Source organism: Streptomyces sp. NPDC006516 (genome assembly GCF_040611875.1).
In the GTDB taxonomy this organism is placed as follows: Bacteria; Actinomycetota; Actinomycetes; order Streptomycetales; family Streptomycetaceae; genus Streptomyces.
The window spans coordinates 65,134-88,602 of the sequence record NZ_JBEXPD010000021.1 but is presented as its reverse complement, the minus strand read 5'-3'; the positions used below and the strand labels follow the sequence as shown (position 1 = coordinate 88,602).

The following is a 23,469-nucleotide window of genomic DNA, read 5'->3' as shown; positions in this document are numbered from 1 at the left end:
CTCCTCGTGCTCTCCCGGGGGACTCTTCCGTGACCCGCTCCGCACCCGCCCGGGCGCTGCTCGGACTGCTGGCCCTGGCCCTGGTCTGCGTACCCTTCTACGGTGCGTGGCGGTTCCACGAGTTCCGCAGGACGGTGGCCGCGCAGGAGGCACCACCCCGCCCGGCGCCAGGGGCTGCGGCCTCGCGGGAGCGGGCCACGGCCGGGCCGGGCACGCGGGGGGCACCGCCCGTCGTGCTGGCGTACCACGACATCGGGCGTGACAGCTCCAGCCGTTACACGGTGACCCCCGAGGCCTTCGAAGCCCAGCTCGCCGCCCTCGCGGCGGCCGGCTACCGCACCCTGAGCAGTGCGGAGTTCGTCGCGTACCTCCGGGGCGGGAGGGCGCCCGGACCGCGCTCGGTGTTCCTGACCTTCGACGACGGCGCGCACGGGCTGTGGGTGCACGCCGACCGCATCCTGGCCAGGTACCGGATGCGAGCCGCCGCCTTCCTCATCACGCGCGTGGTGGGAAGCCATCGTCCGTACTACCTCTCCTGGGACGAGATCGGCCGGATGGCCCGGTCGGGGCGCTGGGACTTCCAGAACCACACGCACGACCTGCACCGGCGGGGGGCCGTGGACGCGGACGGCCACACGTCCTCCGTCCTCACCTCCCGCGTGTGGCTGCCCGGGGAGAAGCGGCGGGAGACCGAGGCGGAGTACCGCAGACGGGTCGAGGAGGACCTGGACCGCGCGAACGCCGACATCACCCGCCACGGGCTGCCCGCACCGCGGCTCTTCGCCTACCCGTTCTCCGAGGCGAGCGGCAACGGCTCGGAGCTGCCCACGAACCCGACGCTGCGGGCTGCGCTCGACGCGCGGTTCACCGCCGCCCTGACCAACAGTTCCGACCGCCCGCTGCCGGCCGGACGCCGGGCGGCGGCGGCGCACGAGGTGCAGCGGGTGGAGGTCACCGGGCGGACCGGTGTCCGGGATCTGATGGCCGGTGTCGAGCGATGGACCGCCGTCTCCCCGGACGCGTGCCCGGCCCCGCTCACCCGGCCGGCGCTGTGGCGGCGCAACGACAGTTCGGGCACCACCGGTCTGGGAGCGCTCACCGGTGCGGGCCCTCATCCGGACCGCGCGGGGTACGCCGCTGCCTCGTACCGGCCGACCAGCACCGCCGACTGGTCCGCCTACGCCGTGGACGCCCGGGTGGGCCGGCTGCGGGAGTCGAAGAACAACGTCGGCCTGATCGTGCGCGAAGGAAGTCTCGACCCGCTGGCGGTCGCGCTCAGCTTCAGTTACGTCCGCCTGATGGAACGCCGGGACGGCCGCTGGCAGGAGGTGGGCCGCCGCAAGCTCAGGAACGCCGCCGAGCACCGCGTCACGGTCACCGTGGACGGCGATATGACCGTGGTCGCCGTCGACGGCACGGTGCAGATCAAGCGTTCCGGCGCACAGGTGACCGGCGGCGACGCCTCAGGCGGTTTCGCCATCAGTGTGCGCAACGGCGATCCGGACGGCCCCCGGCCGCGCTTCACCTCCCTCACGGTGAGGCCGGCCGCCGAGGGCGCCGGCCCCGGGAAGGCCTCGCGGCACGGCTGACGACAGCGGTGCTCAGGCGGGCAGTTCGGCCTCGACGAGGTCGGCCGCCCGCAGGGTGCCGCCCTCGCCCGCCATGCGCTCCTGGATCCGAGCGAGCTTCGCGGCGACCTCCGGATCGTCCACCAGCGAGAGGACGGCGGCGCGCAGGGAAGCCGCGTCGGCGTTCTCCTTGGGCAGATGCCGGGCTACACCGAGAGCCTGGAGCATGTCCGCGTTGCCGAACTGGTCGACGGCCTGGGGGACGGCGACCATCGGGGTTCCGGTGGCCAGCCCTTCCTGGCTGCCGCCTGCGCCCGCGTGGGTGATGAACGCATCCGCCTGCTTGAGCACGGACAGCTGCGGAACCCACGAGCAGACCTCGACGTTCGGCGGTACGTCGCCGAGTGCGGCGGGGTCCACGTGCGAGCCGATCTGGAGCACCGTGTGCCAGTCCGGCAGGCCGCCGAAGGCCTCGACGCACGCGCGGTAGAAGGCGGGTTCGTCGGTGTAGGCCGATCCGAGGGAGACCAGCAGGACCTTTCCCGCGTCGGTCGGCCGCTTCCACTCCCCCTGCTCGGCCCGCTCGCCCTGGCAGGCTCCGACGAAGGTGAACCTGGAGTGGTCCACGCGTTCGGCGTTCGGCTGGAGCGCCTCGGGGATCAGGACGAGGCCGCGGCGCGGCCGGGCCACGAAGTCGTCCACGGAGAGGTCGCCGAGACCGTGTTCGGCGAGCCAGTCGGCGAACCGCGCGAAGTACGCCCGGCCCTGCGCGGTCTTCCTCAGCTCGGCGTTCATGGGCTCCCCGACCTCTTCGGCGTAACCCTCCCAGGGCACCAGGTTGGGCCAGAGCTGGACGGCGGGGACGCCCCAGCGGTGGGCGAGCACACGGGCCGGGTATGCGGTGATGTCGTGCAGGACGAGGTCCGGCTCGTCCCCTTCGAAGGCCGCGGCGAGCTGCGGGAGCGCCTGGACGGCGTCGTCGAGGAACGGCTCGATGTAGTCGATGGGCTCACTGCCCCACCCCTCCGGCTCGGTGGGCAGGGTGGACGTGTAGATCACCGGCTCCGCGCCGGTGGCGGCGACCTTCTCGGCGAAGGAGGCCGGGATGGCGTAGCTGACACGGTGCCCACGGGCGACGAGCTCCCGGATCACTTCGAGGCTCGGGTTCACGTGTCCGTGGGCGGCGATGGAGAACATGGCGATGTGTGAGGGCGCGGTCGGCGTCATGTCCGCAACGGTAAACGAGACGATACGTCTCGTCCAGTCATTTGGGGGTCCGGATCAGCGCTGATAGCGGGCGAGCACCCGGTTACCGTCCTCGACCAGGCGTTTCTTCAGCTCCCTCGTGTCGATCGCCCCGCTGTAGTACTCCTGGAGCGCGGGCGTGGCGACCTTGTCCTTCCATTCGGGGTAGCCGCGCACCGACTGCGCGGGGGCCGGGCGCAGGGCGCGGGCGAGCGCCGCGCCCGTGGCCCAGCCGTTCTCGGTGGTGTGCAGCGCGGGGTCGGCCAGAGCCTCCGTTCCCGTGGGCAGCATCCAGTCACCCTTGGCGAGGCGCACCATGTTGGCCGGCCGCAGGAGGAAGTCGATGAACTGCGCGGCCTCCTGCTTGTGCGGACTGTCCTCGGCCACCGAGAGGGTCTGGGGGCTGACTCCCTGGGCGAGCCCTCCGTCGCCCGCCGGGGCGGGCAGGACCGTCCAGTCGAATCCCTTCGGCGCCTGCTCGACGACCTGCTGGCGGTAGGAGAAGCCCAGGGGGACCATGGCGTACTTGCCGCCGAAGAAGCCGGGGAGGGTGTCGGAACCACCCATGCCGAGCGCCGTACGGGCCGCGCTCCCGTCGGAGTTCACCTGGTCCCTGACCGTTTCCGGCATGACCTGGTCGTCCTCGCCGAAGCGGATGACCGCCTTGCCGTCCGCTCCCCGGTGGAAGACCTGCCCGCCGGCGGAGAGACCCAGGTTGAGGGTGACGGAGACGGGCTCCCTGAGCGGCCAGGCGACACCGTACGTCCCCTTCTTCGTCAGCTTCTCGGTGACCTGCCGGAACTCGGCCCAGCTCCACGGCTTCGCGGGCGTCGGCATCCGGACGCCGGAGGACTCGAGGATCTTCGTGTTGGCGATCAGCACCTTCGGTTCCTGGAGGAACGGCACTCCGTAGACCCCGTCGCCGAAGGTGGTCGTCGACCAGGACTGCCGCGGGATGTCCTTCTTCAGCCGGTCCGGCAGCAGGGGCCGCAGGTCGGCGAGGTAGCCGCCGTAGGCGAAGTCCGCGAGGTCGTCGGAGGCGTCGTGGATGATGTCGGGCGCCTCACCGCCCTCGAACGCGGTGAGCAGCTGGTCGTGGACGTTGTCCCAGCTCCCCTGGACGTAGTCCACCTGGATGCCGGGGTGCGCGGCGTTCCACTCGCGCACGAGCTCCTTGTTGGCGTCCACGGACTCCTTCTGCCAGGCCAGTGACTGGAAGCTGAGCCGGATGGTGCCGTCCGCCTCACTGTCCCGCCCTCCGCCTCCCGAGCAGCCGGCCAGCAGAAGGGTGAGCGCGGTGATCACCGCTGCCGCGGCGGCGTACGGACGTCGCATCAGTGCTTCACCGCCCCGGCCGTCAGACCGCCCGTGATCCGCTTCTGGATGATCGCGAAGAGGACGAGCGAGGGGAGGGTGGCGAGGAAGGCGGCGGCGGCGAGCGGGCCGAGGTCGGCCACGCCCTCGGCCCCGAGGAAGTGGGTCAGTACGACCGGCAAGGTCTGCTTCTCCGGTGTCTTGAGCAGGACGAGTGCGAAGAAGAACTCGTTCCACGCGGTGATGAACGCGAAGAGCCCCGTGGCGACGATCCCGGGAGCCAGCAGCGGGGCGACGACCGACACGATGATCCGCCCCTTCCCGGCCCCGTCGACGGCCGCGGCCTCTTCCAGCTCGGGGGGCACCGCCCGTACGTAACCCGCCAGCATCCAGAGCGCGAAGGGCAGCGACCACACGACGTAGACCAGGATCAGCCCCCAGAGCGAGTTGATCAGGTGCAGGTTCTTGAGAACCAGGAAGAGCGGAATGATCACCAGGACGAAGGGGAACGCCTGACTGATCACGACCCAGCCGGTGGCCGCCGTGGACAGCCTGGTCCGGTGACGTGCCATCACATAGGCCATGGGTGTGGCGATGACGACGGCGATCAGGGCGGCACAGAGCGCGGCGGTGAGCGAGTTGGCCGCCGCCCGGAGCAGTGGCTGCTCGTCGAAGGCCTGCCGGAAGTTGTCCAGCGTCGGGTTCTCGGGGATCCAGGTGGGGTGCAGGGAGCCCAGCTCACGGGCCGGCTTGAAGGCGGTGGAGATCAGCCAGAGGAAGGGGAACGCCAGGAAGACCAGATAGCACAGGAGCGCGGCGTACTGTCCGGCGCGCGCGGTTCTGCCGGTACGAAGACTCATGTGTCGTCGCCTCCCCTGAGCCGGCCGACGAGGAAGAGCGCGAGGAGCACCGAGATCACGGCGACCATCACGCAGCCCATCGCCGCGGCGTAGCCGAACTGCCCGTAGCGGAAGGCCTCCTCGTAGGCGAAGAGCATGGGCAGCCTGGTGCGGCCGCCGGGACCGCCGCTGGTCAGGACGTAGACCAGGGCGAAGGAGTTGAAGTTCCAGATGAAGTTGAGGGCGCTGATGGCGAGCGCCACGGGCCTGATGGCGGGCCAGGTGACCGTGCGGAAGCGGCGCCACGCCCCGGCCCCGTCCAGGGCCGCCGCCTCGTGGAGTTCGTGCGGGGTGTTCTGCAGCCCGGCCAGCAGGGCCACCGTGGTCTGCGGCATGCCGGCCCAGATCCCGACGAGGATCACGGCGGGCAGTGCCGTGGCGAGTCCGGTCAGCCAGTCCCGGCCGTCACCGAGTCCGAGGTCGCGGATGGTCTCGTTGAGGATGCCCGCGTCGGGGTTGTAGACCAGCCGCCACATGATGCCGACGACGACCTCGGGCATGGCCCAGGGGATGATCGCCAGCGCCCTGGCCAGCCAGCGCATCCGGAGGTTCGCGTTGAGCAGCAGGGCGAGGCCGAGCGCGAGGACGAACTGCGGGACGGTGACGCCGACCGCCCACAGCAGACCGATCCGGAAGGAGTCCCAGAAGAGCGTGTCGTGCAGCAGGTCCTGGAAGTTGAGTGTGCCGATCCACTGGGTGGAGCGGGTGCGGCCGGACTGCGCGTCGGTGAAGGCCAGCGCGATGCCGTACAGCAGCGGGCCGACGCTCAGGATCAGGATCGGGAGCAGGGCGGGCAGCACCAGGAACCATGTGGCGCCGTCGCGTCGGCGGCGGCCCCCACCCCGTCCGCCCGGCGGGGCCTTGCGCCCGGACCGCGTCATCGCGGTCGCCAGTGTCATGAATTCGACCCCTTTGCCGCTTCGGATCGGTTTCATACCTGTATGACCGCCGGGGCGGTCCCCGTCATCGTGCTGACGGGCCGACGGTTCGTCAAGGTGGCCTGCGGTCCCGGTGGCCTGCTGGAGCCGCGGTGGACGGCGGAGGCGGGCCGGGCGGGACGACCGGTGAGCGAAGGCGCCCTCCACCTCACCGGATCGGCGGTGTCGGGCCGCCCGCCGGTGGCACCATCTGTGAGATGCCCCCTTCCCTTCAGGTCGGCCCGTACACCGTCGTCGCGCTCGCCGACGGCGAGGGCCCCTTCTTCTCCCCCAGGTCCGAGGCGTTCCCCGGCGCCACCGCCGAGCAGTGGGCGGCGGCCGACCGTTTCGATCCCGGCGCGCTCGACGCCGAGGGGCGCTGGCGGCTCCAGTTCCGCGCCTTCGCGATCCGCAGCGAACAGCGAGTGACGCTGGTCGACGCGGGGATCGGCCCGGCAGGCAGCCCGGCGGCCTCGTGGGCTCCCGTGCCCGGGGCGCTCCCGGCTTCACTCGCCGCCGCGGGCATCGAACCGTCCGACGTGGACACCGTGGTGCTCACGCACCTCCATACCGACCATGTGGGCTGGGCCGTGGTCGGCGGCGCACAGGGGCGGCCGTTCTTCCCGAACGCCGCATACCTGTTGCAGCAGGCAGAACTCGACGCGATCGAGGTGGTCAACCCGCAGCTGCGCTCCGCCGTGATCGCTCCGCTCCGGGAGTGCGGTCAGCTACGGCTGCTCGACGGCGACACCCCGCTGAGCGGCGGCGAGCGCGTCGTCTCCACACCCGGTCACACACCCGGGCACCAGAGCGTGCTCGTCGGCTCCGCGCACGAAACGGTCGCCGTCACCGGTGATCTCCTCGTGCACGCGATCCAGCTGCTCCACCCCGAGCTCGCCTACGCCCACGAGATGGATCTCGCGCGGGCGAGGTCGTCGAGGGAACAGGTGCTGGGCAGCCGGGACGCCGGCACCCTCCACCTCGCCACCCCGCACCTGACCGAGCCGTTCGTCACCCGGTGACCTACCGGTGAGGCGGCGCCGCTCTGCCGGCGCGCGCGGCCGCTCTGCGTCCGGAGCCCGGTGCCCGGGTCGCCCGTGCCGGAACCCGGCGACGGCCCGTCGCCGGCCCACCGGCCGAAGGGGGTGGCCTGCGTCGGGGTGCCCCTGCGGGGATGAGAAAATCCGGCCATGGACGACATGCGTGCCCGCGAGGTACTGACGGCCGCCGGGCTGCCCGGCGGAGCGGAGCTCATCGCTCTGGGCGAGAACGCGGTGTTCGCCGTCGGTGACCTGGTGGTCAAGGTCGGCCGGGACGCCACGGACCACCCCGAACTGCGGGAGCGGGCCGCGCGCGAGGTGGCCGTCGCCCGGTGGCTCGCCGAATCGGGCGTACCCGCCGTACGGGCCGCGGAGGCGGAGGCCCGGCTCGTGGAGGGCCACCCGGTGACCCTGTGGCACCGGCTGCCCGATGCCGTGCGCCCGCCCGAGCCCCGCGATCTGGCCCCGCTGCTCACCCGGGTGCACGCGCTGGCCACCCCGGAGGACTTCACCCTGCCCCGGCGTGAGCTGCTGGGCGGTGTCGAGCGCTGGCTGCGGCTCGCGGGCGACGCGATCGATCCGGCCGACGCCGACTATCTGCGCGGCCGGCGCGACGGCTTCGCGAAGGCAGCCGCCGCACTCGCCCCCCATCTGCCGCCGGGCCCCGTCCACGGCGACGCCCTCCCCCGCAACGTCCATGTCGGCCCGGACGGACCGGTCCTGGTGGATCTGGAGACCTTCTCCGCCGACCTGCGCGAGCACGATCTGGTGGTCCTCGCCCTCTCCCGCGACCGGTACGGCCTGCCGGCCGAGTCCTACGACGCGTTCACCGAGGCGTACGGATGGGACGTACGCGCCTGGGAGGGCTGCGCGGTGCTGCGGGGCGCCCGCGAGACGGCGAGCTGTGCCTGGGTCTCCCAGCACGCCCCGGCGAACCCCAAGGCCCTGGCCGAATTCCGCCGCAGGGTGGCGTCCCTGCGCGAGGACGACCCCGAGGTGCGCTGGTACCCCTTCTGATCCAGCGGCTGTCAGCTGACGTAGGGGATGACGGGCCAGGCCGGCTCGACAGTCGCCTTCGGGTCGGAGGTACGCCGGAGGTACTGCTGGAGCGACGCGGCCTGCTCGGCCGCCGCGCGCACCTGAAGGTTGTGCACGTCCGTCGGCGCCAGCGCGCCTATGACCGAGTGCTTGACCCCCATGGTCCGCGCCGCCCGTGCCGCCGCCACGGCGTCCGCGACGGCGTTGTGGGCGTTGTCGAGCGGCACTCCGTAGTACTCGCAGAGAGCCCGGAGGTTCCGTGATCCCTTCCTGTACCGGTCCACGTGCTTGTCCAGGACCAGGGGGTCGATGACGGGAGACGTCTCGCCACGCAGCCGCTTGGCCAGTGGCTCGATCCCGTAACGCCTGCACTCGCGGTCGAGGAGGGAGAGGTCGTACCGCGCGTTCATCACCACGAGCGGGATGCCCGAGTTCAGGGTCTCGGCGAGGGCCGAGGTGATCTCCTCGATCGCCGGAGCCGCCTGCGCACCGTGCTCACGGGCGTGTTCCGTGGAGATGCCGTGTATGGCCGAAGCCTGCCGGGGGATGGCCACCCCTGGATCGAGCAGCCATGTCCGGGGTTCCGGCTGCCGCCCGTCCGGATCCACGGTGACGACCGCCGCCGTGACGATGCGGTCGGTCTCGACGTCGGTTCCCGTGGTCTCCAGGTCGAAGCCGACCAGGCGCTCCTGGTGCCAGCTCATCCCGTACCTCCTCCTGTGGTGCTCTCCCCCAAGTGATGACCACCTTCGCACGCACCACTGACAACACGGGAAGGGGCGTCAGGAGACGGGCCTGGAGTCCGTCCACACCGACTCGAACTCCTCGCGGTACGTCTCGAAGAGGCCGTGCTCGCTGTCCTGCCCCGCCCTGACCACGGCACGCCCGGCGCCCCGGAGCACCAGCACGGGTGCCTCCATCCCGCGTGCGCGCCGCAGATACGGCTGGACGACCCCGACGGCGTCCGGCCCGTCGCCGTCCACCAGGTAGGCGGTGAAGCGCGGCGTCTCGTCGAAGACGTGGATCTGGAAGGCTCCCGGGTCGCGGAGCTTGGAACGGACCCGGCGCATGTGGAGGATGTTCATCTCCACGGAGCGGCTCAGTTCGCCCTTCTTGAGGCCCAGTTCACGCTCCCGGCGCTTGACCGCGCTGCTCGCGGGGTTGATGAACAGCAGCCGCACCCGGCAGCCGGACTCGGCGAGGCGCACCAGCCGGCGCCCCGAGAAGTTCTGCGTCAGGAGGTTGAGGCCTATGCCGATCGCGTCCAGCCGGCGCGCGCCGCCGAACAGGTCCTCGGCGGGCAGCTGGCGCTGGAGCCGCACGCGGTCGGGGTGGACGGAGACGACGTCGGCGTACCGGTCGCCGACCAGCTCCTCCACCGCGTCCACGGGCAGCCGGTCGGCGGACGGGACCGCCGCGCCGCTGCCGAGGATCTCCAGGAGCCGTGCGGACGCCCGCTCGGCCTGGGCCAGCACCGCCTCGTTCAGCGCTCGGTTGCGGGAGACGACGTTGCGCGCCACCTCCAGCTCGTCCAGGGCGAGCTCCACCTCGCGGCGGTCGTCGAAGTACGGCTCGAAACACGGCCAGTGCTGGACCATCAGCTCGCGCAGCTGCGGCAGCGTCAGGAAGCTGAGGACGTTGTCGTCGGCCGGGTCCAGCAGGTAGCCCTTGCGGCGCGAGACCTCGCGGACGGCCACGGCGCGCTGCACCCACTCCTGCCCGGCGGGCCCCGCGGCGGCCACCACCCAGTCCTCGCCGTGCACCGGTTCGTAGATCGGCCGGATCACGGCGGAGACCACGGCGCGCAGCCGCTGTTCCACCAGATTCAGCCAGATGTACGCGCGCCCGGCACGCTGGGCGCGCGTGCGCACCTCGTTCCAGGCGTCCGCTCCCCAGTCCAGCTCGGCGCCGATCTCCATGGGCTGCGCGAGGGAGACAGCCCCCGGCGGGGCATCGGTCGGCTCCCCCTCGTGACCCGCGTCACCTGGGGGCAGCTCGAACCCTCCCGAGCTCACCCGCGTACCGCCTTCCACTCCCCCATCAACGATCAAGGAAGGGTACTCCGCGAGCGGGAGCCGTGCAGCCGGATGCACAGCCTCCTTTCTCAACTCCCCCATGAAAAGGGCCTGTTCCTTGCGGCGAGATCGGGTGGAGTGAGATGGTTCATAGCGATTGCGCACCCCCTCGCACGCCGTACGACGGACGGAGGAGCGACCGGGCGGCCCGGCCCCCCTGTTCGGGCGACATGACGTGCCCGAGGTTGACCGGTGCGGCGGGAACACGCCGACGGAACCCGGCCGCACCGCCCGACGTACTAGGTACAGGGCCGTCTTTCGGGGAGTATCGGGTCGAAAACCCCCAGCACCCGGATCAGAAGTGGAAGAGTCCTATCTATGCAGGTCTGGCCGGGACACGCGTATCCCCTCGGCGCCACCTACGACGGCGCCGGAACCAACTTCGCGGTCTTCTCGGAGGCCGCCGACCGAATCGAGTTGTGCCTGCTGCACGACGACGGTTCAGAAACGGCGGTGGAGCTCCGCGAGACCGACGCCTTCGTGCGTCATGCCTATCTGCCCGGGGTGATGCCGGGGCAGCGCTACGGCTTCCGGGTGCACGGTCCGTACGAGCCGCAGCGCGGGCAGCGCTGCAACTCGGCGAAACTGCTCCTCGATCCGTACGCGCGCGCGATCTCGGGGCAGATCCAGTGGGGCGAGGCGGTGTACGGCTACCCCTTCGGCAAGCCGGACGAGCGCAACGATCTCGACTCGGCGCCCCACATGATGAGCTCGGTCGTGGTCAACCCGTACTTCGACTGGGGTGACGACCGCCGGCCGCGCACCGACTACCACCGCACGGTGATCTACGAGGCCCATGTGAAGGGCCTGACGATGCTCCACCCGGGTCTCCCCGAGGAGCTTCGCGGCACCTACGCCGGGCTCGCGCACCCGGAGATCATCGCCCATCTGACGGAGCTCGGCGTCACGGCGATCGAGCTGATGCCGGTCCACCAGTTCGTCCAGGACCACCGGCTCGCCGACGCCGGGCTGGCCAACTACTGGGGCTACAACACCATCGGCTTCTTCGCCCCGCACAACGCGTACGCCTCCTGGGGCGACCGCGGCGAGCAGGTGCTGGAGTTCAAGCAGGCGGTGAAGGCGCTCCACCAGGCGGGCATCGAGGTCATCCTCGACGTGGTCTACAACCACACGGCGGAGGGCAACCACCTCGGCCCGACGCTCTCGTTCCGCGGTCTGGACAACGCCTCGTACTACCGGCTGGCAGACGACCAGAAGTACTACATGGACACCACCGGCACGGGGAACTCGCTGCTGATGCGGTCCCCGCACGTCCTCCAGCTGATCATGGACTCGCTGCGGTACTGGGTCACCGAGATGCACGTGGACGGCTTCCGCTTCGACCTGGCCGCGACGCTCGCACGTCAGTTCCACGAGGTGGACCGGCTGTCCTCGTTCTTCGACCTGGTGCAGCAGGACCCGGTGGTCAGTCAGGTGAAGCTGATCGCCGAGCCCTGGGACGTGGGCGAGGGCGGTTACCAGGTGGGGAACTTCCCGCCGCTGTGGACCGAGTGGAACGGCAAGTACCGGGACACCGTGCGGGACCTGTGGCGCGGTGAGCCCAGGACCCTCGCGGAGTTCGCCGGACGCCTCACCGGCTCCTCCGACCTCTACCAGGACGACGGCAGGCGCCCGCTGGCCTCGATCAACTTCACCACCTGCCACGACGGCTTCACGCTGCACGACCTGGTCTCGTACAACGAGAAGCGCAACGACGCCAACGGCGAGGGCAACCGGGACGGCGAGAGCCACAACCGTTCGTGGAACTGCGGGGCGGAGGGTGAGACCGAGGACAAGGAGGTCCTGGAGCTGCGCAGCCGTCAGATGCGCAACTTCATCGCCACGCTGATGCTCTCCCAGGGCGTGCCCATGCTGAGCCACGGCGACGAGTTCGCGCGTACGCAGCGGGGCAACAACAACGGCTACTGCCAGGACAACGAGCTCTCGTGGGTGCACTGGCCGGACCCGGCCGCGGCCTCGCGCGCCGAGGACGGCGAGACGGACGGCTCCGGCACGGACACGAGCCTGCTGGAGTTCACCCGGGCCATGGTCTGGCTGCGCCGCGACCACCCGGTCTTCCGGCGCAGGCGCTTCTTCCACGGGCGGCCCGTCGAGGGCACGCACGACGAGCTCTCCGACATCGCGTGGTTCACCCCCCGGGGTGAGGAGATGACCCAGCGGGACTGGCAGGCGGCGCACGCCAAGGCGATGACGGTCTTCCTCAACGGCCACGCGATCTCCGAGCCGGGGCCGCGTGGTGAGCGGATCTCGGACGACTCGTTCCTGCTGATGTTCAACGCGGGGGCCGAGTCGCTGGAATTCTCCGTGCCGATGAACCACGGCAAGCAGTGGCAGGTCGTCGTCGACACGGCGATTCCGGACGGGGTGCCGCCGGGCGCGGGCCCGAAGGTGTCTGCGGGCGAGCGGGTGACGCTGGTGGGGCGCAGTCTGACGGTGCTCAAGCGTCCGGCGTAGGCCATCGGGGTGTCCGGGGCCGGGCGGGCACCGCCCGGCCGGTACCAGGTGGCGGAGAAGGTGGGAGAGAGGCGCCCGTGTGGGTACGTACGAGTCCATGACGCCCACCGCCACGTACCGGCTGCAGCTCCAACCGGACTTCCCTTTCGCCGCCGCCGCGGACGCCGTGCCGTACATCGCCGAGCTCGGCGTCTCGCATCTGCATCTGTCCCCCGTCCTGGAGGCGGTGCCGGGCTCGGGGCACGGTTACGACGTCGTCGACCACACCAGGGTGCGGGCGGAGTTCGGCGGTGAGGAGGGGCTGCGGCGGCTGGCCGCCACGGCGCGGGCCCACGGCCTCGGGCTGGTCCTGGACATCGTGCCGAACCACATGGCCGCCGCGCCCCGGCACAACCTGCCGCTGTGGGAGGTGCTGCGCGAGGGCCCGGACTCGCCGTACGCCCGATGGTTCGACATCGACTGGGCGGCGGGCGGCGGGAAGGTGCTGCTGCCTGTGCTCGCCGGGCGCGTCGGTGAGGAGAGCGGCAGCTTCGAGACGGGCGTCAGGGAGGACGGCACGCCCGTGCTCCGCTACGGCGACCTGGAGTTCCCCCTGCGCGAGGGGACCGCGGGCCTTCCGCTGCCGGAGCTGCTGGCCTCGCAGCACTACAGGCTCGCGTGGTGGCGGCTGGCCAGGACCGAGCTGAACTACCGGCGGTTCTTCACCATCTCCGATCTGATCGGTGTCCGGGTGGAGCACCCGGAGGTCTTCACGGCGACCCACGCCAAGATCCTCGAACTGGTCACCGACGGGGTCGTCGACGGGCTGCGTATCGATCACCCCGACGGGCTGGCAGATCCCGCCGCCTACCTGGGACGGCTGGGCGAGGCCACCGGCGGCCGGTGGACGGTCGTCGAGAAGATCCTCACCGGCTCCGAAGCACTGCCGGCCGGCTGGGCGGTCGCGGGGACGACCGGCTACGACGCGCTGCACCGGATCGACGGGCTGTTCACCGACCCGATGGGCGCCGCGGACCTGCTCGGCCGCTACCGCGACTTCGCGGGGCCGGCCGGGGACCGCGGCGGCTACTGGAAGGCCACCGTCCGCCGTGCGGCGTATCGCGTGGTCACCCATGAGCTGGCGGCCGAGACGGAATGGCTGACCCGCCTCGCGGTCGAGGCGTGCGCCGCTGATCAGGCGCTGCACGACCACGCGCCGTGGGCGCTGCACACGGCGGTGCGCGAGCTGCTCGTACGCGTCCCCGTGTACCGGCCGTACGTCACGGCGGGCGGACCGCTCACGGAGATCGCCGAGTCGACGCTCCCGGCGGAGGCCGTGCGTGATGCCAAGGCGGTGTTCTCGGTCTCCCAGGAGGCGGAGGCCGTCGACGTGGTGCGGGATCTGGCGCTGGGCCGGCTCGGCGACGGGCCGGAGCACGCGGCCTTCTGCGCGCGGTTCGCGCAGACGGCCTCCGCGCTGCACGCCAAGTCGGTGGAGGACACGGCGTTCTACCGCTACGTCCCGCTGATCTCGGCGACCGAGGTGGGCGGCGACCCGGGTCAGCCGGCGGTGAGCCCGGAGGACTTCCACGCCTTCTGCGCCCGCACCGCCCGGGACTGGCCCGCCACCGGCACCGTGCTGACGACCCACGACACCAAGCGCAGCGGGGACGTGCGGGCCAGGATCGCGGTCCTGTCCGAGTGCCCGGAGCGCTGGTCCACGCTGGTGGCACAGCTGGCGAGGGCGAGTACGGTGCCGGCGCCGGATCCCCAGCTGGCCTGGCAGGCCTGGCAGTCGGCGTACGGCTGCGCGGGCGTACCCGTGAATGAGATGGCGGGCAGGCTGGAGCCTGCGCTGCTGAAGGCGGTGCGCGAGGCGGGCCTGTTCACCAGCTGGACCGAGCCGGATCCGGCGTACGAGCGGGCGGTGACCGACTTCGTGGCGGCGGGTCCGGGCAGCGACGCGGGCGAGGCCCGGGAGATGATGACCCGCTTCGCGGACACGCTCGCCCCCTTCGTACGGGCCAATGTCCTGGGCGCCGCCCTGGTCCATCTGACGATGCCCGGGGTGCCCGATCTGTACCAGGGCACGGAGCGGGAGTACATCGCGCTGGTCGACCCGGACAACCGGAGGCCCTTCTCCAGGCCCTCCGGCGGCCATGACGAGAAGGCGGCGCTGACGACGGCCGCGCTGCGCCTGCGCCGGGACCGCCCGGAGCTCTTCGGGGAGTCCGGCACCTACGCCCCGCTCTCCGCCCGGGGGCCGGCAGCTGCCCACTGCCTGGCGTTCTGCCGGTCCGGCGAGGTGGTCACCGCGGTGACCCGGCTGGCGTTGCGGCTCGACGAGGAGGGCGGCTGGCGCGGGACGGAGCTGATGCTGCCCGACGAGGGCCCGTGGACCGATCTCCTGTGTCCGGGGCGGGAGTTCACGGGCGTGGCGGTCTCCGTGGCGGAGCTCTTCGCGGACCGGCCGGTGGCGCTGCTGACGAGAGTGGGGCGCTGAGAGGCCGGCGGACGGCGTTCCTGGAGCCCTGGGGACGGGCGGCGGCGCCTCAGGCAGGCGGGACGGGCAGGGACGCGGTGAGCCGGAAGGCCACCCTGCCGAAACTCACCTGGTCGCCGTCGCGCACCACCACCGAGCCGACGACCCGCTGGCCGTTGACGCATGTGCCGTTCGTCGAGCCGAGATCGCGCAGGATCCAGCGGCTGCCGTACGCGGTCAGTTCGGCGTGCATCCGCGACACCGTCTCGTGACCGAGGCGGAGGCCGTTGCCCGGGTCGCGGCCGATGCGCAACGGGTGCGGGCCGGGCACCGGGAGCAGGAGTCTGGGCAGCCTCTCGGACTGCCACGCCATGCGCACCCGGGCCGGGAAGGCCGAGACCCCGCCCACGGCGCGGAACAGCCCGCGCGACCAGCGGCCGCGGGTCTCCAGGTCGGAGGTGAGGGCTTTCAGCTCGTCGGACCGGCGTGCGCTCAGGGCCAGTTCCATGCGTCGCAGGAAGGTGTCGTGCGAGAGCTTTCCCTGCGCTGCGCCGTCTCTGAGCACACCGAGGACACGGTCGCGCTCGGCGTCCGAAAGCCGCGCGGGATGCGTGTAGGGCTCGAAGGAGGACGTCACGCAACGATTGTCGGGCCGAGACGCCCGAGGTGTCCAGACGATGCCCGATTCCGGCAGGCCTGACCTGCACCGCACGCGTAAATGGCGTACGCCGGCGGCGCGGGAGTTGTTAGGGTCACGCGCCGTCCCGACCGATCGGGCGGTACCCCTGCCGAGGAGATTCTGTGACCCTTGCACCGCCCGGCCTGACCATCCGTCCGCTCACCGGAGCGGACGAACTCGGGCTGTTCCGCCGTCTCTCCTACGTCCTGGACCATGAGCTCGCCGACGATCTGGACACCGGCCGGCGCCGCCCCGAGTGGATGTGGGTGGCACTGCGCGGCGACCGTGTCCTGGCCCGCGTCGCCTGGTGGACGGGCCGGCCCGGGTCAGGGCCGCAGGCACTGGACTTCTTCGACCTGGACGACTCGCTGCCCGAGCCGGAGCGCGGCGCGATCGGGCTCAAGCTGCTGGAGACGGCGACGGAGGCCGTCGTCCCGGCCGGGGCGGCCCGGCCCGAGTACGGGCGGTTCATCCCGCCGGGCTGGCGCGACGACCCGGCGGCGCGCGAGGTCGTGGAGGCCCGGACACGGGTCATGGAGGCGTCCGGGGCCCGGATGCTCGTGGAGCGGCTGCGACTGGAGTGGCGTGAGGGCACGCCCGTTCCTGAGGACGACGGCCGGCTGGTCTTCCGCGCGGTCTCCGGACGTGAGGACCTCCTCGCCCTGATGACCCCGGTGCTGGAGGGCACGCTCGACGCCCACGGGCAGCAGGACCTGGCGTCCGGACTCAGCGCCCGGGAGGCGGCGGAGCAGCACTACGACGACGAGTTCGCGCACTTCAGGACACCGCGGGAGTGGTGGCGGATCGCGGAACTGCCGGACGGTGAACCGGTGGGCTTCGTGGTCCCCGCCCGGAACAACTACCACCCGGTGATCGCCTACATCGGCGTGCTGCCGGCCCATCGCGGACGTGGCTACGTCGACGGCATCCTGGCCGAGGGCACCCGGATACTCGCCGCCCAGGGAGTGGACCGGATCAGGGCGGCGACGGACCTCGGCAACGTCCCGATGGCGAAGTCCTTCGAGCGTCTGGGGTACGTGAACTTCGAGCGCGCTTTCAACATGGTGTGGGACCGGCCGTAAACCGGTGGCCGCCGCGCGCCGGGGCCCGTACCCTCACGGAGGAACAACGACCCCGGACGCGGAAGGAGGCGAGACACGTGCGTACCACCTCGTGCCCGCGCTCCCGTCCCGTCCGCAGGACGGTGTCGGACTCGGTCTGACCGGGAGCGCAAGCCCCTCGCCACCCAGTCCTGGAGGACACACCCATGACCTCTCCGGTCATCCGTGCGCTCACGCCGAGCGAATCGCGTCTTTTCCACACCCTGCCGGGCCCCTTCCTCGTCGGACGGGCCGCGTTCGGCCACCGCTACGCCACCGTGCACGAGGGCGGTGAGTACCGCCCCGAGTGGACGTGGGTCGCCCTGCGCGACGGCGTCGTCGTCGCGAGGGCCGCCTGGTGGGGCGGGCCCGAGGACACCGAGCCCGTGCTGCTGAACTACTTCGACTTCGCCGAGGGCGAGGACGGTGCCGCCGCCGAACTCCTGCGCCGGGCGCCGTGGTCCGTCGAGTACGAGCTGATCATGCCGCCGCGATGGCGGGACGAGCCCGAGGTCCGGGCCGCCGCCTCGGCCCGTGTCGCTGCGGCGGAGGCGGCCGGCATGAAGCCGCTGGTCGAGCGCTACCGCTACGAGTGGACTCCGGCGGACGGGCTGCCGGAGCCGCCGGGCCGGCTGGAGTTCCGCGCCGAGCCCGACGACGCGGTGATCCTGGACGTGCTGCGCCGCGTCCACTCCGTGACGCTGGACGCCCATGCCCTGCGCACCATCGAGGGCCCGGGCGGTCTGGAACAGGCCGCCCAGGAGGAGCTGGACTTCTTCAACTGGTGCCCCTCCCCCCGCGGGTGGTGGCAGCTCGCGTACACCCCGGACGGCGAACTCGCGGGCATCCACGTGCCCGCCCGCAACCCGGGCGGGCCGTGCATAGGCTTCATCGGGGTCGTGCCCGAGGCGCGCGGCCACGGCTACGGCTACGACCTGCTGGTGGAGTGCACCCGGTTCCTGGCCGGGGAGGGCGCCACGTCCGTCGCCGGTGCGACGGACCGGGGCAACGTGCCGATGGCCGCCGCGTTCGCACGCGCCGGGCACCGCATCACCCAGGAGCGTGTTCACCTGGTGTGAGTTCGGGCCGTGGCGCACCGGCGCCGGTGCGCTGCGCGCTGATCAGGTCGCGGTACCAGGCGTAGGACTCCTTGGGGGTGCGGCGCAGGGTCCGGTAGTCGATGTGCACCAGGCCGAACCGCTTGCTGGCGCCCTCGGTCCACTCGACGTTGTCGGTGAGTGACCAGGTGAAGTAGCCCCGTACGTCGACGCCCGCGTCGATGGCCCTGCCCAGTGCCTCCAGGTGTCCTTCGAGGAAGGCGATGCGGCGGCCGTCGGCGACGGGCTCGTCGACGGCGCAGCCGTTCTCCGTGATGTAGACGGGCGGCAGCCGGTCCCCGAAGCGGTCCCGGAGCCCCCCGAGCGTCTCGGCGAGCCCCTCGGGGACGACGGGCCAGCCGAAGTCGGTGGTGTCGTAACCCTCGATCTCCCTTATGCCGAAGGGGAGTCCGGGGGGCATCGAGTAACCGGAGAAGGAGTCCAGCGCCTCGGGCCTGGGGGCGCCGACGAGGGTGGGGTTGTAGTAGTTGACCCCGTACCAGTCGAGCGGCGTGGAGATGGTCTTGAGGTCGTCCTCGACCGGGCCGGGCATCAGGGCGGCGAACCCCTCGTCCGGGTAGCGGCCGGTGAGGACCGGGTCGGCGAACAGCCAGTTGGTCAGGGTGTCGTAGAGCTCGGCGCCCATGCGGTCCTCGTCGGTGTCCCCCGCCGTCCAGACAGGGGTGTGGGAGAGCGCGATGCCGATGTTGCCGGCGCCCGCGGCGCGCAGGGCCCGTACGGCCAGGCCGTGGGCGAGCAGCTGGTGGTGGGCGGCCGGGAGCGCGTCGAAGAGGAGGGTGCGGCCGGGTGCGTGCTCCCCGAGGGCGTAGCCGAGCATCGTCACCTCGGCCGGTTCGTTGATGGTGATCCACATGGGCACCCGGTCGGCGAGGCGTTCCGCGACGATGCCCGCGTACTCCGCGAAGCGGTAGGCGGTGTCCCGGTTGAGCCAGCCGCCCGCCTCGTCCAGCGGGAGCGGGGTGTCCCAGTGGTAGAGCGTCGGGGCCGGGGTGATGCCGTGGGCGCAGAGTTCGTCGACGAGCCGGTCGTAGAAGTCGAGTCCGGCGGGGTTGAGGGAGCCGCTGCCACCGGGGACGACGCGGGGCCAGCTGATCGAGAAGCGGAAGGCGTCCGCGCCCAGTCCGGCGAGCAGCGCGACGTCCTCGCGGTAGTGCTCGTGGAAGCCGGTGCCGCGGGTGGTGTCGGTGCCGTCCTTGATGCGGCCGGGCTGTGCGGCGAAGGCGTCCCAGCCGGAGAGCCCCTTGCCGTCGGTGTCGAAGGCGCCTTCCGTCTGGAAGGCGGAGGCGGAGGCTCCCCACAGGAAGCCGGGTGGGAAGGTCGGCACGGTCATCTCGGCCTCCAGCAGCCGTGGGAGGGACCTCGGTGGTACTGCCCGGGTTCACTACGTATGAGCAGAACCCGGCAGGGCAATGATCAGGACCAGACCCTAATCGCCAGTTACGGACTCGCTCCAGTGTCCCGGGGCCGTGTGTGCGACTTCCGCCGATCATGGGGGCCTCCGGGTGAGGCATCCCGTTCATGGACGAGGAGTGGTGAATGCAGTTCGAGGTGTGGGCCCCTGCCGCGGAGTCGGTCGTGCTGTGCACGGCCGGCGGGCAGAGTCCGATGGACCGTGACGAGCGGCGTGCGGGCTGGTGGACGGCCGAGGCCGAGGCGGCGGACGGCGACCGTTACGGCTTCTCGCTGGACGGCGGCCCCGTGCTGCCCGATCCGCGTTCCCGCCGTCAGCCGGACGGGCCGGACGGCCGGAGCGCGGTCGTGGACCACTCGGCGTACCCCTGGCGGACCGCCGCGTGGGCGGGGCGCGGCCTGCCGGGCGCCGTCCTGTACGAACTGCACGTCGGCACGTTCACGGAGGAGGGCACCTTCGGCGCGGCGGCCGAGCGGCTCGGCCACCTGGTGGACCTCGGCATCACCCATGTGGAGCTGATGCCCGTCTGCCCGTTCCCGGGAACACACGGCTGGGGGTACGAAGGGGTGTCACTCTGGGCGGTGCACGAGCCGTACGGAGGCCCGGCCGGGCTGAAGCACTTCGTCGACACGGCGCACGGCCTGGGTCTCGCCGTCGTCCTGGACGTGGTCCACAACCATCTGGGCCCCTCGGGCAACTACCTCCCCGCCTTCGGGCCGTACTTCACGGACACCCACCACACCCCCTGGGGCTCGGCGGTGAACCTCGACGCCCCCGGTTCGGACGAGGTGCGCGCGTATCTGCTGGGGAGCGCGCTGGCCTGGCTGCGGGACTACCACCTGGACGGCCTGCGCCTGGACGCCGTACACGCGCTGGCCGACGGCCGGGCGCTCACGTTCCTGGAGGAGCTCTCCACCGCCGTGGACGCTCTCGCCTCCGAGCTCGGCCGGCCGCTCGGTCTGATCGCGGAGTCCGATCTCTGCGATCCACGGACGACCACACCGCGCACCGAGGGCGGCATCGGACTGCACGCCCAGTGGAACGACGACTTCCACCATGCCCTGCACACCGCACTCACCGGCGAGTCCCAGGGCTACTACGCGGACTTCGCCACCGCCCCCTTCACCGCGCTCGCCAAGACCATGACCAGCGCCTTCTTCCACAACGGCAGCTACTCCAGCTTCCGGGGCCGCACGCACGGCCGCCCGGTGGACGTCACCCGCACGCCCGCGCACCGCTTCGTCGGCTACGCCCAGACCCACGACCAGATCGGCAACCGCGCGCTCGGGGACCGGCTCGCGGCCTCGCTGAGCCCCGGACTCCAGGCGTGCGCGGCGACGCTCGTGCTCACGGGGCCCTTCACGCCGATGCTGTTCATGGGCGAGGAGTGGGGTGCCCGCACCCCCTGGCAGTTCTTCACCGACCACACGGATCCCGATCTCGCCCGCGCCGTCCGCGAGGGCAGACGCAGGGAGTTCGCGGCGCACGGCTGGGCGGAGGAGGACATCCCCGATCCACAGGACCCTGCCACCCGGGACCGCTCGTGCCTCGACTGGAGCGAGCCCGGGCGTGAACCCCACGCCAGGCTGCACGCCTGGTCCCGCGAGCTGATCGCCTTGCGGCGCACCCTGCCGGACCTTTCCGATCCGGACCTCGCCTCCGTGAAGACGGCGTACGACCAGGACTCGGGCTGGATCGCCTACCGCAGGGGCGATCTGAGGGTCGCGGTCAACCTGTCGGGGAAGCCGGCGGCCATCCCGCTGGGGGCGGGACGGCACCGCCGCGGCGCGGGCCGGGTGCTGGCCGCCTGGGACCCGGTGGAGCCTCCGGGCTCCGACGGACTGCTGCACCTGCCGCCGGAGTCGTGCGTGGTACTCGCCGACGACTGAACGACTCCCCTGCTCGCGAGCTCACTTCGGCTCACCGGCTCGGGCACCCGGGCCGGCGGCCGGCTGTCCGCGCTCCGGGCTGGGCCCCGACGCCTCGTCGGGCGCCGTTTCGGCCTTCGGGTGGAGTATCTCGCGCGCCTGCTCCGCGGCCCGGGCGAGGCTCTCGGCGACGAAGTCCATGAAGCGGGCGATGTTCTCGAGGCGGGCGGCGGCCGGGCTGCCGGGGCCGAGGATGCCGACACCCTGCCGCGCGGTCTCCACGAGCAGCGTGTTGGACCGGGCGGCGGCGATCATCGACTGGTACCAGACGTCGTCGTCGGCGAAGTAGCGCTCGCGGCGGCCTTCTTCGCGCTCGCGGCGGAGGAGGCCCTGGTTCTCGAGGAACGCGACCGCCTTGGAGACGGACGCCGGACTGACCTGGAGGCTCCGCACGAGTTCGGACGCGGTGAGGCTGCCGGCGTCGGTGGTGTAGAGGGCGACCAGCACGCGCGCCGTCATCTTGGGCAGACCCGACTGCATGAGGACGGCGGTGAACGTCTCCTCGTAGGCACGCACGGCCTCGGGGTCGCGTCCGTGGGCCTGCGGGGGCGCCTCCGGCCCGCGGGGCGCGGTCTGCCTGCGCTGGTGCGCGCGCCGTTCGGTGGCGCGGTGGGCCAGGTCGGCGCGGTAGCCGGCGGGACCGCCGTTGCGCATCACCTCGCGCGTGATCGTCGAGGTCGGGCGGTCGAGACGTCTGGCGATCTCCGCGTAGGCGAGCCCGTCGGCCAGCCCCAGCGCGATCTGCTGACGTTCCTGCTGAGTGAGCCTGCCTCCCGGCACAGCGGTCTCCCCCTTCGTGGCGTCCCTGACCCCCTCAGCATAGCCTTCATTTTTATTTCATTGCAACGATCCAGCGTCTGACGTTGCATTAGATTTCAGGCCGCTGCAACGACATAGGGCCATCCAACTGCCATTACTCACTCCTCTAGCGACAGAGGTGTTGAAGGATCTTTGAACGCAACGTAGCTTTTCCCCTGCCGGAAACACCATCGAACGCGGCGCGCGGGCGATCCCTACTCGACGATCGCCAGTTCGCGGGGCGTGGTGTTCAGCCGCCTGCCCCCGTCCCCGGTGACCGTGACGATGTCCTCGATACGGACGCCGAAGCGGCCCGGAAGATAGATGCCCGGCTCCACGGAGAAGCACATCCCCGGCACGAGCGGCTGCTCCTCGCCCTCGATCATGTAGGGCGGCTCGTGCGTGGTGACGCCGATGCCGTGGCCGGTGCGGTGGATGAACCGCTCGCCGTAACCGAATTCGGTGATCACCGCGCGGGCCGCCCGGTCGATCTCCTGGCAGGCCACTCCCGGCCGCACGGCACGACAGCCCGCCTCCTGCGCCTCCCTTACGACGTCGTGGACGCGCTGCTCCTCGGCGGTGGGTTCGCCGACATGGACCGTACGGGAGGTGTCGGAGCCGTAGCCGTGCTTCAGTCCGCCGAAGTCCAGGACGACCATGTCACCGCCTTCGATCGTGCGGTCTCCCGCCTCGTGGTGCGGGTTCGCCCCGTTCGGGCCGGAGCCGACCACGGTGAAGTCGACCTGGGAGTGGCCGTGTTCGGTGAGCAGGCCGGCCAGATCCGCGGCCACCTCACTCTCCCTGCGACCCTCGAACCGCACCTTGAGGATCTCTTCGTACGTCGCGTCCGCGGCGGCTCCCGCCGCCGCCAGCCGCTCCAGCTCGGCCGCGTCCTTGACCGCGCGCAGCATCGGCAGGGCCTCGGTGAGCGAGGCGTAGGAGGTGTCGGGCAGCAGCGCGTGCAGCGCCAGCAGGTGCAGGGCCCAGGCGTTGTCGCTGATTCCGAACCGGCCCTTGGCGTCGAGGAGTCCGGCGGCCAGGGCGTAGGGGTTCGCGGCGTCGGTCCAGTCCCGCAGGGTGAGGGCGGGAGCGCCCACCGCGCGCTCGGCGTCGGCCGCCTCCAGGGCCGGTACGACGAGGACGGGGTCGTGACCCGCCCGCAGGACGAGCAGGGTCAGGCGTTCGGTGTCCGCGGTCGGCCGGTAGCCGGTGAGATGGACCATGTCGGGACCCGGCGCGACGAGGACACCTGCCAGGCCCGCGGCGTCGGCGGACTCGGCGGCCCGGGTCATCCGGTTCCGGTAGTCGTCGGCGGTGAAGGGCACGGGCTGGTCGGTGCTGGGCATGAGGACCTCCTGGCGGGGCGACGCGGCACACAGCATCCTGCCCGTCCGCCCCGGTGC

18 protein-coding genes are annotated in these 23,469 nt (G+C 71.7%); 8 read left to right on the top strand and 10 right to left on the bottom strand.

All coding sequences use genetic code 11. The annotated features are described in order from the left end of the window. Positions 1-29 precede the first annotated feature (29 nt). A complete protein-coding gene (locus ABZY45_RS33830; RefSeq protein ID WP_356746085.1) occupies positions 30-1,589 on the top strand; it encodes a polysaccharide deacetylase family protein in 1,560 nt (519 codons plus the stop codon). Positions 1,590-1,601: 12 nt separating this feature from the next. Here ABZY45_RS33830 and mgt read toward each other — a convergent pair whose 3' ends face one another. The 4 genes from mgt to ABZY45_RS33810 are packed head-to-tail and all read right to left on the bottom strand — an operon-like array spanning position 1,602 to position 5,925. Then, positions 1,602-2,795 (bottom strand): macrolide-inactivating glycosyltransferase, encoded by a 1,194-nt coding sequence (gene mgt / locus ABZY45_RS33825; RefSeq protein ID WP_356746084.1) that lies wholly within the window; start codon positions 2,793-2,795, stop codon positions 1,602-1,604. 54 nt (positions 2,796-2,849) lie between these two features. Then, a complete protein-coding gene (locus ABZY45_RS33820; protein ID WP_356746083.1) occupies positions 2,850-4,148 on the bottom strand; it encodes an extracellular solute-binding protein in 1,299 nt (432 codons plus the stop codon). Then, complete coding sequence (locus tag ABZY45_RS33815) at positions 4,148-4,987, bottom strand: carbohydrate ABC transporter permease (protein ID WP_356746082.1); 840 nt, start codon at positions 4,985-4,987, stop codon at positions 4,148-4,150. The genes ABZY45_RS33820 and ABZY45_RS33815 overlap by 1 nt, the downstream gene beginning before the upstream one ends. After that, entirely contained in the window at positions 4,984-5,925 is a 942-nt protein-coding gene (locus ABZY45_RS33810; RefSeq protein ID WP_356746081.1) for a sugar ABC transporter permease, read from the bottom strand. The genes ABZY45_RS33815 and ABZY45_RS33810 overlap by 4 nt, the downstream gene beginning before the upstream one ends. Before the next feature lie 236 nt (positions 5,926-6,161). Between ABZY45_RS33810 and ABZY45_RS33805 the strand changes: the two genes are divergently transcribed. Both ABZY45_RS33805 and ABZY45_RS33800 read left to right on the top strand, forming a co-directional pair. After that, a complete protein-coding gene (locus ABZY45_RS33805) occupies positions 6,162-6,965 on the top strand; it encodes an MBL fold metallo-hydrolase (RefSeq protein ID WP_356746080.1) in 804 nt (267 codons plus the stop codon). A gap of 168 nt (positions 6,966-7,133) precedes the next feature. Then, positions 7,134-8,000, top strand: coding sequence for an aminoglycoside phosphotransferase family protein (locus tag ABZY45_RS33800; protein ID WP_356746079.1), 867 nt, complete (start codon positions 7,134-7,136; stop codon positions 7,998-8,000). 11 nt (positions 8,001-8,011) lie between these two features. Here ABZY45_RS33800 and ABZY45_RS33795 read toward each other — a convergent pair whose 3' ends face one another. Beyond that, positions 8,012-8,725 carry a 3'-5' exonuclease gene (locus ABZY45_RS33795; RefSeq protein ID WP_356746078.1) on the bottom strand — a complete coding sequence of 238 codons (714 nt, stop codon included), beginning with the start codon at positions 8,723-8,725 and terminating at the stop codon, positions 8,012-8,014. Positions 8,726-8,803: 78 nt separating this feature from the next. Then, positions 8,804-10,036 (bottom strand): SAV2148 family HEPN domain-containing protein, encoded by a 1,233-nt coding sequence (locus ABZY45_RS33790; protein ID WP_356746077.1) that lies wholly within the window; start codon positions 10,034-10,036, stop codon positions 8,804-8,806. A gap of 378 nt (positions 10,037-10,414) precedes the next feature. Between ABZY45_RS33790 and glgX the strand changes: the two genes are divergently transcribed. Together glgX and treY are read left to right on the top strand one after the other, a co-directional pair. Further along, entirely contained in the window at positions 10,415-12,571 is a 2,157-nt protein-coding gene (gene glgX / locus ABZY45_RS33785) for a glycogen debranching protein GlgX (protein WP_356746076.1), read from the top strand. Between the two features lie 97 nt (positions 12,572-12,668). Next, positions 12,669-15,053, top strand: coding sequence for a malto-oligosyltrehalose synthase (treY, locus tag ABZY45_RS33780; RefSeq protein WP_356746075.1), 2,385 nt, complete (start codon positions 12,669-12,671; stop codon positions 15,051-15,053). A 49-nt stretch (positions 15,054-15,102) separates the two neighbouring features. Here the strand turns inward: treY and ABZY45_RS33775 are convergent, their stop codons facing one another. After that, the gene (locus ABZY45_RS33775) at positions 15,103-15,669 is read right to left on the bottom strand and encodes a DUF1707 and FHA domain-containing protein (protein ID WP_356746074.1); all 567 of its coding nucleotides are present in this window, start codon (positions 15,667-15,669) and stop codon (positions 15,103-15,105) included. Positions 15,670-15,833: 164 nt separating this feature from the next. Here ABZY45_RS33775 and ABZY45_RS33770 point away from each other — a divergent pair, with 164 nt between their 5' ends. Both ABZY45_RS33770 and ABZY45_RS33765 read left to right on the top strand, forming a co-directional pair. After that, entirely contained in the window at positions 15,834-16,793 is a 960-nt protein-coding gene (locus ABZY45_RS33770; protein ID WP_356746073.1) for a GNAT family N-acetyltransferase, read from the top strand. A gap of 185 nt (positions 16,794-16,978) precedes the next feature. Beyond that, on the top strand, positions 16,979-17,890 hold the full coding sequence (locus ABZY45_RS33765) for a GNAT family N-acetyltransferase (protein WP_356746072.1): 912 nt from the start codon (positions 16,979-16,981) through the stop codon (positions 17,888-17,890). Here the strand turns inward: ABZY45_RS33765 and ABZY45_RS33760 are convergent. After that, entirely contained in the window at positions 17,862-19,259 is a 1,398-nt protein-coding gene (locus ABZY45_RS33760) for a GH1 family beta-glucosidase (RefSeq protein ID WP_356746071.1), read from the bottom strand. The two genes, ABZY45_RS33765 and ABZY45_RS33760, sit on opposite strands and share 29 nt — an antisense overlap. 206 nt (positions 19,260-19,465) lie before the next feature. On the opposite strand from ABZY45_RS33760, the gene treZ reads away from it, so the two are divergent. After that, positions 19,466-21,229 (top strand): malto-oligosyltrehalose trehalohydrolase, encoded by a 1,764-nt coding sequence (gene treZ, locus ABZY45_RS33755; RefSeq protein WP_356746070.1) that lies wholly within the window; start codon positions 19,466-19,468, stop codon positions 21,227-21,229. 21 nt (positions 21,230-21,250) lie between these two features. On the opposite strand, the gene ABZY45_RS33750 is transcribed toward treZ, so the two are convergent. Then, positions 21,251-22,048, bottom strand: coding sequence for a helix-turn-helix domain-containing protein (locus tag ABZY45_RS33750; protein WP_356746069.1), 798 nt, complete (start codon positions 22,046-22,048; stop codon positions 21,251-21,253). 233 nt (positions 22,049-22,281) lie between these two features. Continuing rightward, a complete protein-coding gene (locus ABZY45_RS33745; RefSeq protein ID WP_356746068.1) occupies positions 22,282-23,412 on the bottom strand; it encodes an aminopeptidase P family protein in 1,131 nt (376 codons plus the stop codon). Positions 23,413-23,469: the final 57 nt, after the last annotated feature.